The organism is Streptomyces sp. NPDC050636 (genome assembly GCF_040654775.1).
In the GTDB taxonomy this organism is placed as follows: Bacteria; Actinomycetota; Actinomycetes; order Streptomycetales; family Streptomycetaceae; genus Streptomyces.
This window is the reverse complement of the sequence record NZ_JBFAIP010000006.1, coordinates 145,342-163,154: the sequence shown is the minus strand read 5'-3', so window position 1 is coordinate 163,154 and position 17,813 is coordinate 145,342. Positions and strand designations below refer to the sequence as shown.

11 protein-coding genes and 1 riboswitch are annotated in these 17,813 nt (G+C 71.5%); of the genes, 6 read left to right on the top strand and 5 right to left on the bottom strand.

Annotated features, from left to right (window positions below):
• The first annotated feature begins 350 nt into the window (after nucleotides 1–350).
• Nucleotides 351–704: a hypothetical protein gene (locus AB0I10_RS09210; RefSeq protein ID WP_363151712.1), complete on the top strand. Its 354-nt coding sequence runs from the start codon at nucleotides 351–353 to the stop codon at nucleotides 702–704.
• Nucleotides 705–972: 268 nt separating this feature from the next.
• On the opposite strand, the gene AB0I10_RS09205 is transcribed toward AB0I10_RS09210, so the two are convergent.
• Nucleotides 973–2,136 (bottom strand): NlpC/P60 family protein, encoded by a 1,164-nt coding sequence (locus AB0I10_RS09205; protein WP_363151711.1) that lies wholly within the window; start codon nucleotides 2,134–2,136, stop codon nucleotides 973–975.
• A gap of 7 nt (nucleotides 2,137–2,143) precedes the next feature.
• Nucleotides 2,144–2,329, bottom strand: a riboswitch (cyclic di-AMP (ydaO/yuaA leader).
• Between the two features lie 448 nt (nucleotides 2,330–2,777).
• On the opposite strand from AB0I10_RS09205, the gene pcrA reads away from it, so the two are divergent.
• Entirely contained in the window at nucleotides 2,778–5,246 is a 2,469-nt protein-coding gene (pcrA, locus tag AB0I10_RS09200) for a DNA helicase PcrA (RefSeq protein ID WP_363151710.1), read from the top strand.
• A 197-nt stretch (nucleotides 5,247–5,443) separates the two neighbouring features.
• Here pcrA and AB0I10_RS09195 read toward each other — a convergent pair whose 3' ends face one another.
• Both AB0I10_RS09195 and AB0I10_RS09190 read right to left on the bottom strand, forming a co-directional pair.
• On the bottom strand, nucleotides 5,444–7,195 hold the full coding sequence (locus tag AB0I10_RS09195) for a peptidoglycan DD-metalloendopeptidase family protein (RefSeq protein WP_363151708.1): 1,752 nt from the start codon (nucleotides 7,193–7,195) through the stop codon (nucleotides 5,444–5,446).
• Nucleotides 7,196–7,421: 226 nt separating this feature from the next.
• Nucleotides 7,422–8,240: an alpha/beta fold hydrolase gene (locus AB0I10_RS09190; RefSeq protein ID WP_363151767.1), complete on the bottom strand. Its 819-nt coding sequence runs from the start codon at nucleotides 8,238–8,240 to the stop codon at nucleotides 7,422–7,424.
• 550 nt (nucleotides 8,241–8,790) lie between these two features.
• Between AB0I10_RS09190 and AB0I10_RS09185 the strand changes: the two genes are divergently transcribed.
• Complete coding sequence (locus tag AB0I10_RS09185; protein WP_363151707.1) at nucleotides 8,791–9,249, top strand: cobalamin B12-binding domain-containing protein; 459 nt, start codon at nucleotides 8,791–8,793, stop codon at nucleotides 9,247–9,249.
• 152 nt (nucleotides 9,250–9,401) lie between these two features.
• On the opposite strand, the gene AB0I10_RS09180 is transcribed toward AB0I10_RS09185, so the two are convergent.
• Entirely contained in the window at nucleotides 9,402–11,069 is a 1,668-nt protein-coding gene (locus tag AB0I10_RS09180; protein ID WP_363151706.1) for a DUF5691 domain-containing protein, read from the bottom strand.
• Between the two features lie 94 nt (nucleotides 11,070–11,163).
• Nucleotides 11,164–12,528 carry an SWIM zinc finger family protein gene (locus tag AB0I10_RS09175; RefSeq protein ID WP_363151704.1) on the bottom strand — a complete coding sequence of 455 codons (1,365 nt, stop codon included), beginning with the start codon at nucleotides 12,526–12,528 and terminating at the stop codon, nucleotides 11,164–11,166.
• Nucleotides 12,529–12,694: 166 nt separating this feature from the next.
• Here AB0I10_RS09175 and AB0I10_RS09170 point away from each other — a divergent pair, with 166 nt between their 5' ends.
• The 3 genes from AB0I10_RS09170 to AB0I10_RS09160 are packed head-to-tail and all read left to right on the top strand — an operon-like array spanning nucleotide 12,695 to nucleotide 17,726.
• Nucleotides 12,695–13,828, top strand: coding sequence for an AAA family ATPase (locus tag AB0I10_RS09170; protein ID WP_363151703.1), 1,134 nt, complete (start codon nucleotides 12,695–12,697; stop codon nucleotides 13,826–13,828).
• Entirely contained in the window at nucleotides 13,825–16,539 is a 2,715-nt protein-coding gene (locus AB0I10_RS09165) for a DUF5682 family protein (RefSeq protein ID WP_363151702.1), read from the top strand. Before AB0I10_RS09170 ends, AB0I10_RS09165 begins: the two co-directional genes overlap by 4 nt.
• The gene (locus AB0I10_RS09160) at nucleotides 16,536–17,726 is read left to right on the top strand and encodes a VWA domain-containing protein (protein WP_363151701.1); all 1,191 of its coding nucleotides are present in this window, start codon (nucleotides 16,536–16,538) and stop codon (nucleotides 17,724–17,726) included. The genes AB0I10_RS09165 and AB0I10_RS09160 overlap by 4 nt, the downstream gene beginning before the upstream one ends.
• Nucleotides 17,727–17,813 lie beyond the last annotated feature (87 nt).

The following is a 17,813-nucleotide window of genomic DNA, read 5'->3' as shown; positions in this document are numbered from 1 at the left end:
GGGCCGTACGCGGCCCGGTTGGTCCGGGTGCTTCCGTGGGCCGTCGGGTCCGGCAGCGGCCCATAAGGGGGAACGGCCGCCGCCGGACCTCTCGGCGGGGACGGCCGACGAGCCGCCGGGACGGAGACCGGGCGGCAGCGGGGAGTCGGCCGCCTGGAGGAGGACGCTAAACCTGGGCGTCACGGGGGCGAGTTGGGTTGCCCGGCATTGCTCGCTTTCGACCGCGGGCCGTACGCCGTTGACCGTGCCGCCGTCATCCGGGGGCCGGGATCGGCCTGCCGTGACCGAAGGCGCGATTGCGGGCGCCCTGCCCGAGGGCGCGTGTTATGCGGCGGATACGATCCCGCACTATGGACGTAGTAACCAATATCTTCGTCGGCCTGCACATCATCGGTATCGCCTCCCTGCTGGGCGGCTTTCTGACCCAGATGAAGGCAATGAGCGGGGACGGGGCCCGCTTTGTGCCGGCCATGCTGCACGGCGCGCTGACGATGCTGGTCACCGGCATCGTGCTGGTCGGCCTCAACCAGGCCGAGGGCCACAGCCTCAACAACATCAAGCTCGGCATCAAGATGGCCGTGCTGGTGGTGATCCTGGCGCTGGTCTACGTCAAGCGGGACGAGGAGAAGGTCGCCAAGCCGGTCTTCGGCGCCGTCGGCCTGCTCACGATCGCCAACATCTTCATCGCGGTGCTCTGGACCTGAGACGGGGCTCAGCTGGGTCCGAGACGGGGCCCAGGTGGTCCTGAACGGGGCTGACTCCTGGCCTCGACCAGTCCTGCCCCGGACCTGCCCCGGTCCTGACCTGCCCCGGTCCTGACCTGCCCCGGTCCTGACCTGCCCCGGTCCTGACCGGACCTGGCGCACAGACGACTCACCGCGCGGTCATCCCGCTCCGGGCTCCGGAGGCGATGACCGCGCGGTGGCGTGTGGGGGGTGGCCGTGGGGGGTGGCCTCAGGGGAGGGCCGGGCCTCAGGCCGGGCGGACGCTCCCGTAAATCGGCATGTAGTAGATCGACTCCTCGCGGACGTACGCGCCCGGCTTCGGTGCGTGGATCATCTTGCCGCCGCCTATGTACATCCCGACATGGCTGATGTCGTCGTAGAAGAACACCAGGTCGCCGGGCTGGAGATCCTTGGTGGCCACCCGCTCGCCGACCTTCACCTGATCCCAGGTCGTACGCGGCAGATCGACCCCGGCCGCCTTCCACGCCCCCTGCGTCAGCCCGGAGCAGTCGTACGAGGAGGGCCCGGTTGCGCCCCAGACGTACGGCTTGCCTATCTGCGCGCGGGCGAAGGCGAGCGCCTTCTCGGCCTTGGCGGCGTATGAGCCGTCATCGGTGGAGCCGCCGCCGGTCTGGCCGCCGGTCGAGCCGTCCGAGCCGTCGTTCTGGTTCTGCTCCTCGCGCCGCTGACGCTCCTTCTCGGCCTCGGCCTGCTTGCGGGCCAGCTCCTCGGCCTTGCGCTTGGCCTCCGCCTCCCGCTCGCGCTCCAGCGCCGCCAGCCGCGCCTTCTCCTCGGCGGTCAGCCGGGACAGCAGTTGCCGGGCCTCGGCCAGCTTGCTCTGGACGGACTGCTTGGACTCCTTCAGCGAGGCCTGGGAATCCTGGAGCTGGTCCAGGCTGCGGGTCGCCTCGGCGCGCTGCCGGGCCGCTGCCGCCGCCTGCTCCTGGTAGTCGGTGACGGCCTGCTTCTCGCGGCCGGTCAACCGCTCCATGAGGTGGCTGCGGTCGAAGAACTGCTGCGGGTCCTTGGCGAGCATCAGCTGCGCCGTCGGATTCATTCCGCCGGTGCGGTACTGCGCCGAGGCGAACGTGCCCAGCTGGCGCCGGGACTCGTTCATCTTCTCCGCGCGCTTGGCGGCGGCGTCGAGCAGGCCGTCCACTCTCTCGCGCTGCTCGGTGGCCTTCTCCTTGGCGGCGTTGTACTTCTCGGTCGACGCCTCCGCCTGGTGGTAGAGGTCGTCGACCTTCTGCTTGACCTCTTCGATGCTGGGCTTGGGCGCCCTGGGGGCCGCGTCAGCGGTCTGCGAGAGCAGCGTGACCGAGGCGAGGGCAGCAGTGGTGAGCCCGGCTGCCGTACGGCGGCCTCCGGGCGAGGTGAGAACGCGGGTGCGCGGCTTGCGATGCGACGCCAAGGCCGGCGACTCCTTCCGTGGACCGCCTACCGGGTTAGCTGTCGGGTTCGGGCGGTGTCGCTGACGGAAGGCTTGCCCTACGGTCCGTACGTCCGCGAGTGGCGGCCGTACCGATCGATTCACCCCGGTGGTGCTGGTGGGTCCCCGGCTCCGGGTGCCTTCGTGGCAGGGCCGGACTCGACGGAGGCGGCCCGTGCTGACGCTGTCGTCCGCGGGAATGCGGGCTGCCCGATCGTGCACGGTAGCCAACTCGTGTGGCTCCTGTGAAGGCTGATGTTCGATATGCCCGAAACCTTTTCGTGACCTGAATGTGTTTCGGGGATTCTGGTGGCAGTTGCCGGCTTCGGGGCGGGCGGTTCCCGGGGAGACGAGAACCGACACCCTGGCTGATACGGGACCGCAAATACGGCGGAGGGCCCGGCTCGTACGGACCGCGACCGGGCTCGTACGAGACATGACGCGGCCCGCACGGGCCGGCACCCGGCTCATACGGGCCACGACTTGGCCCGGCACGGGACGGCGACTCCCCCTTGCTCCAGCCCCGCCACCAGCCGTTCCACCCCCCGGCCGCACGCCCCTCCAGCCCGACATCGCCGACTCCGCAGCGAGCTGTCAGTGGGGCGGCCTAGACTCGGTGGGCGATGAGCAGCCTCTTTGACGACAGCTTCCTGGCGGACCTCGGCCCCAAGGGCGACGAGCCCCCGCCACCACCCGAGGACGAGCACGGCCCGGTCCCGGAGGAGATCCCCGCCGATCTCTTCGACGGGAAATTCGACGCGCCCGCGCCCCGCGAGGCGTACTACCGCGACGGCGCCGCCCGCCCGGCCGTCGACCCGGCGACGCTGCTGGAGGGACTCAACGACGAGCAGAAGGCCGCCGTCGTGCACACCGGCGGCCCGCTGCTGATCGTCGCCGGCGCCGGCTCCGGCAAGACCCGGGTGCTCACCCACCGCATCGCGCATCTGCTCGCCGAGCGGCACGCCCACCCCGGCCAGATCCTCGCGATCACCTTCACCAACAAGGCCGCCGGCGAGATGAAGGAGCGCGTCGAGGAGCTGGTCGGCCCGCGCGCCAACGCCATGTGGGTCTCCACCTTCCACAGCGCCTGCGTCCGCATCCTGCGCCGGGAAAGCAAGAAGCTGGGCTTCACATCCTCCTTCTCGATCTACGACGCCGCGGACTCCAAGCGCCTGATGGCCCTGGTCTGCCGCGATCTCGATCTCGACCCCAAGCGCTTCCCGCCCAAGTCCTTCAGCGCGAAGATCTCCAACCTCAAGAACGAGCTCATCGACGAGGAGACCTTCGCCGACCAGGCCGCCGACGGCTTCGAGAAGTCCCTCGCCGAGGCGTACGCGATGTACCAGGCACGGCTCCGCGAGGCCAACGCCCTGGACTTCGACGACATCATCATGACGACGGTCAATCTGCTGCAGGCCTTCCCGGATGTCGCCGACCACTACCGCCGCCGCTTCCGCCACGTCCTCGTCGACGAGTACCAGGACACCAACCACGCCCAGTACACCCTCGTACGCGAGCTCGTCGGCCCGCCCGAGACCGCCGCCGAGCTCTGCGTCGTCGGCGACGCCGACCAGTCGATCTACGCCTTCCGCGGCGCCACGATCCGCAACATCCTCCAGTTCGAGGAGGACTACCCGGACGCGACCACGATCCTGCTGGAGCAGAATTACCGCTCCTCGCAGACGATCCTGTCCGCCGCCAACGCCGTCATCGAACGCAACGAGAACCGCCGCCCCAAGAACCTCTGGACGGACGCCGGCGCCGGCCCCAAGATCACCGGCTATGTCGCCGACACCGAGCACGACGAGGCGCAGTTCGTCGCCGACGAGATCGACCGGCTGACGGACGCCGGCGACGCCAAGGCCGGCGATGTCGCCGTCTTCTACCGCACCAACGCCCAGTCCCGCGTCTTCGAAGAGATCTTCATCCGGGTCGGGCTGCCCTACAAGGTCGTCGGCGGTGTGCGCTTCTACGAGCGCAAGGAGGTCCGCGACGTCCTCGCGTATCTGCGGGTACTCGCCAACCCCGAGGACACCGTCCCGCTGCGCCGGATCCTCAACGTCCCCAAGCGCGGCATCGGCGACCGCGCCGAGGCGATGATCGACGCCCTGTCGGCGCGCGAGAAGATCACCTTCCCGCAGGCGCTGCGCCGGGTCGACGAGGCGTACGGGATGGCGGCGCGGTCGGCCAACGCCGTCAAGCGGTTCAACGTCCTGATGGAGGAGCTGCGGACGATCGTGGAGTCCGGGGCCGGCCCGGCGACGGTCCTCGAAGCCGTCCTGGAGCGCACCGGCTATCTCGCCGAGCTGCAGTCGTCCACCGACCCGCAGGACGAGACCCGCATCGAGAACCTGCAGGAACTCGCCGCCGTGGCCCTGGAGTTCGAGCAGGAGCGCGGCGAGGAGAACCCGGGCACCCTCGCCGAATTCCTGGAGCAGGTGGCGCTGGTCGCCGACTCCGACCAGATCCCGGACGAGGATGCGGAAGGCACCGGCGTCATCACCCTGATGACGCTGCACACCGCCAAGGGCCTGGAATTCCCGGTCGTCTTCCTCACGGGCATGGAGGACGGCGTCTTCCCGCACATGCGCGCGCTCGGCCAGACCAAGGAGCTGGAGGAGGAGCGCCGGCTGGCGTATGTCGGCATCACCCGCGCCCGTGAGCGGCTCTACCTCACCCGCTCGACGATGCGCAGCGCCTGGGGTCAGCCGTCGTACAACCCGGCCTCCCGGTTCCTGGAGGAGATCCCGGACGACCACGTGGAGTGGAAGCGCACGGGGCCCGCGACGCCGTCCGCCTCGATGGGCGGGCTGTCATCGCGTGGCGGTGGCGGTGGCGGCCTCGGTGGGGGCATCGGGTCCACGCTGTCGTCGGCCCGGGCGAAGGGGCCGAGCGGCTTCGCGACCCGCCGTGCCACGGACCGTCCGGTGGTCTCGCTGGGCATCGGCGACCGCGTCACACACGACAGCTTCGGGCTCGGCACGGTCGTGGGCGTCAAGGGCAGCGGCGACAACGCCGAGGCGACGATCGACTTCGGCGGCGAGAAGCCGAAGCGACTGCTGCTGCGATATGCGCCGGTGGAGAAGCTGTAACCCCCCCCGCTACGGAGCGTAACAACAAGGGAACTAATTACGCTCTGTAATCGTTGCCGGAGTATGAGGAGGAGGCGGCGCGGAGGGGCAGCGCGGGAATCCCATCCCGCCGCCCCTGGGGGCGGGCTGGCCAGCAATGCCAGGCCAGCGATCCCATCGCCCTGGCTGGCGGTCTGGGTGCCAGTTCGGGCTGAGTGTCAGTTCGGGTCGAGGTCGTGGCTGCGCAGCCACGACAGCGGGTCGATGGCCGATTCGCCGCCGGGGCGCACCTCGAAGTGCAGATGCGGCCCGGTGGAGTTGCCCGAGTTGCCCGAATAGGCAATCGTGTCACCGGCCTTGACCGAGCCGGAGCGAATCTTGGTGCTGCTGAGGTGGCAGTACCACGTCTCGGTGCCGTCGGACGCCGTCACGATTGCCATATTGCCGTAGGCGGAGTTCCACTGGGTGCGTACGGTGCCGTCGGTGGCGGCCATGACGGGCGTGCCATAGCTGACCGGGAAGTCGATCCCGGTGTGCACGGACATCCAGTTGACGCCGGCCTGGCCGAAGAGCGCGCTCAGCCCGTGGTCCTTGACCGGCAGCATGAACTTGGGGCGCAGGGCCTCCTTGCGGGCCGCCTCCTCCGCCTTGCGCTGCCGCTCCAGCGCCTGCCGCTCCTTGAGGTCGATCCGCTCCTGGGTGCGGCTGGCCCGGTCGCGGAAGTCGTCGGCGCCCCTGGTGAGCCCGACGAGCTGGGTGTCGAGCTTGCTGTTGGCCACCGCCGGTTTGACCGCTGTGGGGTCTGTGGCGGCTTGTGTGGTCGGCTCGTCCTTGTCGTCCCCCGTGAACCCGGAGACGGAGGCGGCGGCCACGGCGCACACGCCCATGGCGGCGACCGAGGGAACCGCGACGGTCAGCAGCGCCGACCGTTTGGCCGGACGGCGGCGGCCGCGGCCGCGGACGGCCTTTCCGGCGGCGGGACCGGAGACCCGCGTGCCGACCGTGGTGACCGGCATGGCCTGGGTCATCGCGTCCGCTACCGAAGTGGCGTCGTCGGAAGGCGCGTCATCGGCGGCGGGTTCGTTGTCGATGGGCGGCGGTCCGGCCTGGGCCGGGATGCTTGCCATCAGCCCCTGGTCGACGGTGGGCCACACGGCGGTGGCTTCGAAGCTGCCGGTCTCCTGGTGCGTGGCGACGGCTTCATGGGTGGCGGCTGTGCCGGTCGTGCCGACGGCTTCGTAGGTGCCGGTGGCTTCCTGCGTGCCGGTGGGGTAACTGCCGGTGTCGTACGTGTCGGTGGCATAGCTCCCGGTGTCGTACGCGTCGCCCGAGTAGCGGATGTCGGTGTAGCCGCTGCCGGATTGGCCGCTGTCGGTGCTGTGGCCGAGGAGCCCGAGGGCGTCGTAGCTGCCGGTTTCGTACGAAGTCTCCTGGTACGCGGTCTCTTGGTGCGCGGGAGTCTCGTACGTGGAAGTCTCGTACGCGGTGTGGGAGTACGGGTCGTAGGGCGCATCGGCCTGCTGCGTGCCGGTGGTGGCGTAGGTGCCGGTGTCGTAGGCGCCCGTGTCGTACTGGCCCGTGGCGTAGACGTCGCCGGTGGGGTAACTGCCGGTGTCGTAGGCGCCGGTGGCATAGCCGCCCGTCGCGTAGCCGGTCGCGTCCGCCGTGTAGGTCCCCGTGTCGTAGGTGCCTGTGTCGTACGAGCCGGTGTCATACGTGCCGGTGCTATACGTGCCTGTGTCGTATGGGCCCGCGCCGTATACGCCGGTGGCGTAGGTGCCGGTGTCGTACTGGCCTGTTTCGTACGAGCCGGGGAGTGATCCGAAGAGGGGGTCGCCGTCGCCGTACTCGGTGTAGCTGGACGGGGACTGCTGCTGCCCGTAGGAGTCGTAGGGCGGATAGTGCGCATACGAGGCGTCGGGAGCGGGGTCGGTCAGAGGCTGAGCCCCCGATGGGTGACGGTCGTTCACCAACTTCTCTTTCGCCTCGGCAGCAGGAGAATTAGCGGCGACTGTACCCGGCGGTATGCGACGTCGACAATCTTCAACAGGTTTCCGGCTAGGCGAGAACGGGCATTTGGCCGCCTTTCGGTAGTGCGCATGCGAGTTCTTGGCGCCTCGTTCGAAATTTGTTCGATGTTGCGTCGGGATCAGGTCGCGAGGGCGGAGGTCGTTTCAGGCGTTGTGCCGGGTTCGTTCACGCCACCGAAATGATGCTCCCGGCTCCTCCCGTCGGGTCCGCTGAGGTGAGCGCCTCGCGTATGCCGGCCGCGACGGTGCCGTTGACCGGTAGCGCGAGATGTCCGACACCGGAGACATGCACGTTGTGGGCGGCCAGATCCGGGTGATCGATCCGGGCTGTTTCGGCCGGCACCATGACCTGGTCCTCGTCGCTCCAGAACGCGACGAAACGCGTACGGCAATGGGGCGCCGGGAGCGCCAATTCCGCGATCACGTCGGAATCGGGGCGCATCTGCCGGACGATGGGGTGCGCGGACATCAGGGGTACGGCGCGGGTGCCGGAGTGCGGTGTGCCGAGCGTGATCACCGTGCGGACGCGGGCGTCGCCGCCGAGACGCTGTACGTAGTAGCGGGCGATGAGTCCGCCGAGGCTGTGGCCCACGATGTCCAACCGGCGGTGGCCGGTCCGTGTGCACACCTCTTCCACATGTCGGCCCAGGAGCTCGGCGGCCTTGCGGAGGTCGCAGGTCAGCGGGGAGTAGTTGAGCGCCTCGACATGGGGCCAGCCGTAGCGGTGCAGCGAGCGGCGCAGCAGAACGAAGACGGAGCGGTTGTCGATGAAGCCGTGGAGCAGGAGGACGGGCGGGTGGGCGCGGCCCTCCGTGGGGAGGAGGGGAAGGGGGTCGGGGGCGTGGTCCGGGGCGGGGGTGTGAGCTGGTCCCGCGCCGGGGGTGGGCTCCGGCGTGGGGTGTCGTGCCGGCCGGTGGCCGGGTTGTTCCTGGGAGATGCCGGTCGGGTAGAGGAGCAGATGGCCGGCCAGGATCGCCAGGTCCATGACGGTGCTGCGGAGGAAGAGGGCGGAGACGCGCGTGGAGAGCGTGCGCGTGCGCTGCAGCGGCGTCGAGAGGATCCGCGGCGCCGAGAGGATCCGCGTGAACACCAAGGGTGCCGAGAGCAGCGGGGTGGAGATGAAGGGCATGGCGAGAAAAGGCGTGGCCTGCATGGCCGACCTCCCGAACGGCATGCGGGAGGCGGCTCCGACCCCCGTATGCCCTCAGGGGAAGCCCTGAGCAGCGACGGCGAGCGTGCTGCGTGCTCGCCCTGATGCGCGCCAGGTCGGCGCGGTGGCCCGGCTGCGGCTCCCCGCGCGCCCGGCCCGCGAGCACCCGGCCGCCCGTCCGAGGCGGCGCGACACGCGGAACGCGGCGCGTAGCGAACGTGTCCCATGTGTGATTTCCCCCTCCCTGCATGTCACGAAACGGCTGGGTACGGGATGCTGGAGATAACGTTCGTTCACGCTTGTGGCCGCCGGGGCGCGGTCGCGCGATCAATTGTCGGCTCGGCGGCACCGCCCTGCGGGTGCCGTGCATGGCTTGGAGGCAGTGATGGGTGTGGCTCGGCATGACGGAGCGCAAGCGGAGAGCCAGGGCGCGGCGGGCAGGTCGGGGCCGATCCGTGTCGTGGTGGCCAAGCCCGGTCTCGACGGTCATGACCGGGGCGCCAAGGTCATCGCGCGGGCGCTGCGCGACGCCGGTATGGAGGTGATCTACACCGGGCTGCACCAGACGCCGGAGCAGATCGTCGACACCGCCATCCAGGAGGACGCGGATGCCATCGGGCTGTCCATTCTCTCCGGCGCCCACAACACCCTCTTCGCGAAGGTGATCGCGCTGCTGGAGGAGCGCGACGCGGCGGACATCAAGGTCTTCGGCGGCGGCATCATCCCCGAGGCGGATATCGCGCCGCTCAAGGCGCAGGGCGTCGCTGAGATCTTCACGCCCGGTGCGACGACGGCCTCGATCGTGGAGTGGGTCAATGCGAATGTGCGCCAGCTGGCGGTCTGAGCCGGCGGACGGCGGGTAGGACGGCGGGCCCGCACGGGGGTGTGGGCCTCGGGGCACGGGGGAGGGCGTTGCCCGCGTGCCGGTGAGGGTGATCGCCCGGGCGGCCGTGAGGACGATCGCCAGGACGGCCGTGAGGGTGATCGCGAGGCCGGTCATGGGGTGGTCCGGTCGGTGCGGGCTTCGGTGTTGCTTGCGGGGTCTTCGGGCTGGGTGAGCTCGGCGTGCATGGTGGCGCGGAGGCGGAGGGTGCCGACCAGGCGCTGGAATGCCTCGGACCAGTAGCCGCCGGAGCCCGGTGAGGCGCCCTCCGGCTCGTCGGTGATCGTGGTGAGCATGTCGAGACGGTCTGCCGCGGCCGGGTCCAGGCAGCGTTCGGCCAGGCCCATCACCCCGCTGAAGCTCCAGGGGTAGCTGCCTGCGTCCCGTGCGATGTCCAGTGCGTCGACGACCGACCGGCCCAGCGGCTCGGCCCAGGGGACCGCGCAGACGCCGAGCATCCGGAAGGCGTCCGAGAGGCCGTGTGCGGCGATGAACTCCGCCACCCACAGCGCCCGTTCGCCTTCCGGGAGGACGGTCAGCAGCTTCGCCAGGTCCCGTGACGAGCCGGTCGGCGCGACCTCGGCGGACTGTGACGGCGCGGCGGGCGCGCCCAGCAGGGCGCGGGCCCAGTCGGCGTCCCGCTGGCGCACGGCGGCGCGGCACCAGGCGTCGTGCAGCTCCGTACGCCAGCCGTCGGCCACCGGCAGGGCGATGATGGCCGCCGGGGCGCGGCCCCCGAATCTTTCGATCCAGCCGTCCAGCGGTGCCGCCTCCACCAACTGGCCGAGCCACCAGGATCGTTCGCCCCGTCCGGACGGTGGCTTGGGTGCCACGCCGTCCCGCTGCATCCCCGCATCGCACTCGTGCGGCGCCTCGACGTCGATCGCGGGACCGCCTGACCCGGGTGTGTGGTCCAGGCTGACGCAGCTGCGGGCGCGCTTGGCCATCCGGCCGGAGAGCGCGGAGCGGGGCAGTGCGGAGAGCAGTTCGGCGGCCGTGGCGCGGACATTGCGGCTGCGGTCGGACAGTGCCTGTTCCAGGAACGGCTCGTCGGTGGCCGAGAGGCCCTCGCGGAGCGAGTCGAGGAACATCAGGCGGTCCTCGGCCCGTTCGGTGGCCCAGGTGCTGTGGAGCAGTTCGAGGCCGGTGTGCGGGTCGCGGCGGCGGAGTGTCGTCAGCAGCACGACGCGCTCCGCGAAGAGGCCCTCCTCCCAGAGGCGCCGGATGTTCTCGGGGTCGTCGGCACCGGGCACCGCGGTCGGGCTGCCGATGCCGCGGAGCGCGAACTTCCAGTCGTTGTTGAGCCGGGCCAGCCACAGGGCGCGGGGGCCTGCCAGGGCGAGCGCGGCGGGCCGCAGGTCCGTGCGGGCGCGGGCGGCGTCGAGCAGCGCGGGCAGCAGCGCCTCGGGAGCGCGATAGCCGCGGTCGCCCGCTGCGGCGAGCCACTGGGGCAGCAGTTCGGTGAGGTCGGGGGCCGTGCCGCGGCGGCTTCCGCCGCCGGTGCCGCCGCGGTCGGCGAGCAGCAGCGACAGTCGGTGCCGCGCGGCGGGCGGCAGTGGTGGTCGTGGGTCGGCGGGGGCCGGGGCCGGCCGCTCGCCGGCCAACGCGGGGCGCAGCGCGGCGCGGCGGCGCACCGTGCTCACCGCGGCCGCGTCCAGCAGGGCGGCCGCACCGCTCTGCCCGGCCCGCACCGTCACCGGCGGGGTGCGCCGCGCCGTCCCGAGCAGTGCGGCGCTGACCAGGTCGGACCAGGTGGCGGTCGCGGGGGGTGTGGGTGTCATTGCCGTGCCCGTGGTTGTGCCCGTGCCGGTACCCGTGCCCGTAGTTGTGGTTGTGGTTGTCGTGGGGTTGGTCATGTCGCTTCTCCAGGTGGGGTCACAGGGAGACCGGGGTGGGGTCCCAGGCGGTCAGGGGGAGGAAGCCGCGGTGGCCGCATTCTCCGAAGACGGTGATCGGGGCGCCGCCGGATATGGCGGCCAGCTGCCACAGGCCCGTACGGCCGAGGGAACGCGGATCGAGCGGGAGCGCCGATTCCCCGTCGGCGTCGGCCAGTTGCCAGCCCTCGCCGTCGCGGCCCGGTATCGGTGTGACGTCGGCGAGCACCACCGGCCAGGAATCCAGCCAGGGATCGTCGCGGAGCGCGTCGCCGTAGGCGGCCAGGGCCGCGTCGATGCCGATGCCCGGTGGGACCGGGCCCGGAGCGGCGGGTGCGTGCCGTTCGCCCAGGGTCGCGCGCAGCGGGCGGGCGCCCGGGTAGTAGGCGAGGTCCGCGTCGAGGATCAGGCCGGGTGGCAGGGCCAGGTCCAGAGGGCGGACAGGGGAGCCGCCGAAGGAGAGATGCAGCGCCATCCGGCCGGTCCGCTCGCCGCGCAGGAAGATTCTGCGGGTGGTCAACTTGCCGTCGTCGCTGTCCTGTTGGGCGAGCACCAGCCAGCGGTCCCGGACCGTCGCCGCATTGGGGCCGGTCAACAGTTCCGCGGCCTCAGTTGTCAGTCCGATGCGGGAGCGGACCGTCGCCGCGAGCGGGGCGGGGAGCCGATCGAGCCCGAGGAAGCCCTGGTCGAGGAGATGGAGCAGCGCGCATTCCTCCAGCAGTCGGGCGGGCCAGTCCGGTCCGGAGGCCACGACCGTGCCCAACTCCCGTACCCGTGAGGCGAGTCCGGGGGCCTGCGCGTCGACCATTCGCGCGGCGGTTTCGTCCCAGGAGCCCCCGCCGGCGCTGTCGGCCGATGCCAGGCCGGAGTGCAGCAGGTCCTCAAGACGCTGCTCCAGCTCCGTGGCGCCGGAGGCGATTCTCTGCATTCGCCGCTCCGCCCGTCGTCTGGCGGCTTCCGGGTCGGCCGGCGTACGCGACGGAGCTCCGCTTCCCGAAGGCGTACGCGCGGACCGCCCCGCGCGCTCGCGGCGGCCGGCCAGCCACTCGCCCGCCCACTGCGGCGGCTCCCCGGCCGCTACCGCCCCCGCGTCACCGGCCCAGAGCAGCAGCAGTCCCAACGCGTGCTTGCACGGGAACTTGCGGCTGGGACAACTGCATTTGAAGGCAGGTCCTTTGATGTCGATGACCGCTTGATACGGCTTCTTGCCGCTGCCCTTGCACTGCCCCCACACCGCGCCGTCGTCCGCGCCCGTCTCCGACCATGGTCCGGGCGCCGCGAGCTTGTCGCCCGCCTTGCGTGATGCCTCGTCAGGTGCCAGCGCGAGCACCTGATCCGTCGTCCAGCGTTCCCCCTGCGGATTCATGTCAACGACGCTACGACCTGCCACTGACAACGCCCGAATGTCGCGATGAAACAGCAGGTCACAGGCACTTTTCCGGCGATTGTCAGTGGGGTGGTGCAGGCTTGATTCCGCAAGCGGCCGGCGGGATCGCGAGTGCCGGCCGCACACCTTGCGACGAGGGGGAGTCATGTCGGAGAACAGCATCAAGACGACGGACGGCGAGGCGCGGGAGGGCGAGGCCGGCGAGGCGCTGCGGCCGCATGCGGAGGACACCTTCGCGGACGAGCTGAAGGCCCTCGCCGCGGCGGACGACCGACCGCGGCCGGAGCGCTGGCGCCTCTCGCCGTGGGCGGTGGCGACGTATCTGCTCGGCGGCACGCTCGCGGACGGCACCGTCATCACACCCAAATACGTCGGCCCGCGGCGGATCGTCGAGGTCGCCGTGACGACCCTTGCGACGGACCGCGCGCTGCTGCTGCTCGGCGTGCCCGGCACCGCCAAGACATGGGTGTCCGAGCATCTCGCGGCGGCGGTCAGCGGCGACTCCACGCTGCTTGTGCAGGGCACCGCGGGCACGCCCGAAGAGGCGATCCGCTACGGCTGGAACTACGCCCAGCTGCTCGCGAACGGCCCCAGCCGGGAGGCGCTGGTGCCCAGCCCGGTGATGCGTGCGATGGCGCAGGGCATGACCGCGCGGGTCGAGGAGCTGACCCGTATCCCGGCCGACGTCCAGGACACCCTCATCACCGTCCTGTCGGAAAAGACCCTGCCCATCCCGGAGTTGGGGCAGGAGGTGCAGGCGGTCCGCGGATTCAACCTGATCGCCACGGCCAACGACCGCGACCGCGGGGTCAACGAACTCTCCAGCGCGCTGCGCCGCCGCTTCAACACCGTCGTGCTGCCGCTGCCCGCGACGCCGGACGAAGAGATCGACATCGTCTCGCGCCGGGTCGAGCAGATGGGCCGCTCGCTGGACCTGCCGGCCGCCCCCGAGGGTATGGACGAGATCCGCCGGGTGGTCACGGTCTTCCGTGAGCTGCGGGGCGGCATGACGGCCGACGGCCGGACCAAGCTCAAGTCGCCGTCCGGCACGCTCTCCACGGCCGAGGCCATCTCGGTGGTCACGAACGGGCTGGCGCTGGCCACCCACTTCGGGGACGGTGTGCTGCGCTCCGGGGACGTGGCCGCGGGCATCCTGGGCGCGGTCGTCCGCGATCCGGCCGCGGACCGTGTCGTTTGGCAGGAGTACCTGGAGACGGTCGTGCGTGAGCGCGACGGCTGGAAGGACTTCTACCGCGCCTGCCGTGAGGTGAGCGCATGAGCGGGGCGGTTGCGGGGGCGGGCCCGTCGCCGGCCGGTGAGCCGGTGCTGCTCGGGGTGCGGCATCACGGCCCGGGGTCGGCGCGGGCGGTGCGGGCCGCGCTGGAGCAGTGCGCGCCCAGTGCGGTCCTGATCGAGGGCCCGCCGGAGGCCGATGAGCTGGTGCCGCTGGCCGGGCGGGAGAGCATGCGGCCGCCGGTCGCCCTGCTCGCCCATGTGCTGGACGATCCGGGACGCGCGGCGTTCTGGCCGCTGGCCGAGTTCTCCCCGGAGTGGGTGGCGCTCCGCTGGGCTCAGGAGCGCGGTGTCCCGGTCCGTTTCATCGATCTGCCGGCGGCGCATTCCCTGGCGATGACAGCGGCGGAGGAGGCCCAGGGGGAAGGGGAAGAGGAAGGGGAGGGAGCAGCCGGTACGGCGGGGGACGCGGACGCCCCGGGCGGGGCGGATGGGCCGGGCGGTGACCGGGCCGATGTCCGCGTCGATCCGATCGGGGTGCTGGCCGCGACCGCCGGTTATGACGACGCCGAACGCTGGTGGGAGGACGTGGTCGAGCTCCGCGGGGACGGGGGTACCTCCCGTTCCAGGGGAGCCGAGCGTGAGGGAGGGCCCGGTGCCGACGCGCTGGCGCCGTTCGCCGCGCTGGCCGAGGCGATGGGTGCGCTGCGCGAGGCGTACGGCGACGGCGGACATGACCGCGACCCGGTGCGCGAGGCCCATATGCGGCTCCGTATCCGGGACGCGCGGCGGGAGTTCGGGGACGGTATCGCCGTGGTGTGCGGGGCGTGGCATGTGCCCGCGCTGGCCCGCCGTAGCACCGTGACCGCCGACCGTCAGCTGCTCAAGGGCCTGCCGAAGGTGAAGGCGGCGGTGACCTGGGTGCCGTGGACGCACCGGCGGCTCGCCCGCCGCAGCGGATACGGAGCTGGTGTTTCCTCGCCCGGCTGGTACGGCCATCTCTTCAGCGCCCCCGACCGCCCCATCGAGCGCTGGATGACCAAGGTCGCCGGGCTGCTCCGGGAGGAGGACTACGCCGTCTCGTCGGCGCATGTCATCGAAGCCGTGCGGCTCGCCGAGGGGTTGGCCACGGCGCGCGGCCGCCCGCTGGCAGGGCTGGCGGAGACCGACGACGCGATCCGGGCCGTCATGGGGGACGGCTCCGAGGCGCCGTCCTCGCTGATTCGCGACCGGCTGGTGGTCGGGGAGGTGCTGGGCGAGGTGCCGGAGGATGCCCCCGCGGTGCCGTTGCAGCGCGATATCGCCCGCAGCCAGCGGGCGCTGCGGCTCAAGCCGGAAGCGCTGGAGCGGGAGGTGGAGCTGGATCTGCGCAAGGAGACGGACGCCGGGCGCAGTCGGCTGCTGCACCGGCTGCGGCTGCTCGGCATTCCCTGGGGCGAGCCCACCCGCTCCCGCGGCAGCACCGGCACGTTCCGGGAGACCTGGGGCCTGCGCTGGGAGCCCGAGCTGTCGGTGCGGGTCGCGGAGGCCGGTATCTGGGGTACGACGGTGCTCTCCGCCGCCACCGCCAAGGCGGCGTCCGACGCCGCGGGTGCGGGGGCGCTCGCGGAGGTGACGGCGCTCGCCGAGCGCTGTCTGCTCGCCGAGCTGCCCGATGCCCTGCCGGTGGTCATGCGCGTCCTGTCCGACCGCGCGGCTCTGGACGCGGATGTGGGTCATCTCGCGCAGGCGCTGCCCGCCCTTGTGCGGTCCGTGCGGTACGGCGATGTGCGCGGCACGGACGGCGCGGCGCTCCGCGAGGTGGCTACGGGCCTGGCCGAGCGGGTCTTCGTCGGACTACCGCCGGCCTGCACCGGCCTGGACGACGACGGCGCCACGGAGATGCGCGGCCATCTCGACGCCACCCACCAGGCCGTCGGCCTCCTGGGCCAGCTCGCGGCCGGGGACGGGCCCGGGACCGAGAACGGCACCGGGAAGGGCGCCGAGAACGGCACCGAGAAGGGCGCCGAGAACGGCGCCGAGTCGGAAGCGGCGGGTCTGCGGGCGCGCTGGGCCGGGGTGCTGAGGTCGGTGACCGGGCGGGACACGGTACCGGGGCTGATTCGGGGACGGGCGGCCCGACTGCTGCTGGACGACGGGCAGTTGGGCGATGGGGGAGCGGAGCAGCTGATGGGGCTCGCCCTTTCGCCGGGCACTCCGCCCGGGGACGCCGCCGGCTGGATCGAGGGGTTCGTGGGCGGCGGGGACGGCGGCGGGATGCTGCTGGTCCACGACGAACGGCTGCTGGCGCTGGTGGACGGCTGGCTGACGAGGGTGCCGGCCACCGCGTTCACGGACGTACTGCCGCTGCTGCGCCGGGCCTTCTCGGAGTACGAAGCGGGGGTGCGGCGCACGCTCGGCGAGCTGGTCCGGCGCGGGCCTGCGGTGGCATCCCGCCACCCGGTCGGCGACGGCGAGGACGCGGCGGCGCCCGGCTTCGGGCCCGGCCTGGATCGTGACCGCGCCGCAGCCGTACTTCCCACCCTGCGGCTGCTGTTGGGCACCGGCCATGATCCCTTCGGTAGCGGCAGCGGCAGCGAGAGGGGAAGCGAAAGCCGGATAGGCAGCGAAAGCGAGCCCCGGAGCGGCACCGGACGGGAGACCCGGAGCGACACCAGCACCCGGAGCGCCCAGCACACCCAATACGCCCAACACACCCAGCACGCCCAACACACCGACCACACCCAGCACAACAACCTGACGGGGGCGGCAAGATGAGCAACTGGATGGCCGAATCGGTCGACCCCGCGCAGGCCGAGCGGCTGCGGCGCTGGCGGCTGGTGCTCGGTGGGGGCGGCGCGGACGGCACGGGGCAGGAGCTGCGGGGGCAGGATGCCGCGATGGACGGGGCGCTCACCTCGCTCTACGGCCAGAGCAAGGCCGGCAAGGGGGCCGACGGCGGGAAGCGGTCTGCGGGGCTCGGGGCGTCGGCGCCCGCGGTGGCGCGCTGGCTCGGCGATATCCGTACGTACTTCCCGTCCTCCGTGGTGCAGGTGATGCAGCGGGACGCCATCGACCGGCTCGGGCTGTCCTCGCTGCTGGTCGAGCCGGAGATGCTGGAGGCCGTCGAGGCGGATGTGCATCTGGTGGGCACGCTGCTCTCGCTCAACAAGGTCATGCCGGAGACGACCAAGGAGACCGCGCGGGCCGTCGTCCGCAAGGTCGTCGAGCAGCTGGAGAAGAAGCTGGCGACCCGCACCCGCGCCACCCTCACCGGTGCGCTGGACCGCTCCGCGCGGATCAGCCGGCCGCGCCACCGAGATATCGACTGGGACCGCACGATCCGGGCGAACCTCAAGAACTACCTGCCGGAGTACCGCACGGTCGTCCCCGAGCGGCTGATCGGCTACGGCCGGGCCGCGCAGTCGGTGAAGAAGGATGTGGTGCTCTGCATCGACCAGTCCGGTTCGATGGCCGCCTCGGTCGTCTATGCCTCGGTGTTCGGCGCGGTGTTGGCGTCGATGCGGGCCATCAACACCCGGCTGGTCGTCTTCGACACCTCGGTCGTCGATCTGACGGATCAGATCGACGACCCGGTCGATGTCCTCTTCGGCACTCAGCTCGGCGGCGGCACGGACATCAACCGCGCTCTCGCCTACTGCCAGTCCAAGATCACCCGTCCCGCCGAGACCGTCGTCGTCCTCATCAGCGATCTGTACGAGGGCGGCATCCGGGACGAGATGCTCAAGCGGGTCGCCGCGATGAAGGCGTCCGGGGTGCAGTTCGTGACGTTGCTCGCACTGTCCGACGAGGGGGCGCCGGCATACGACCGCGACCATGCCGCGGCGCTCGCGGCCCTGGGCGCACCGGCGTTCGCGTGCACTCCGGACCTCTTCCCGGACGTGATGGCCGCCGCGATCGAGAAACGGTCGTTGCCCATACCGGACATGGCGGAGCAACAGTGACAGGAGTGCCGGGAGGACTTGCGCGGCACCTGGCTTGTCGTGCAAGGATCAGCGCATCGCTCGATCGCCCGTGACGCGCGTGACACC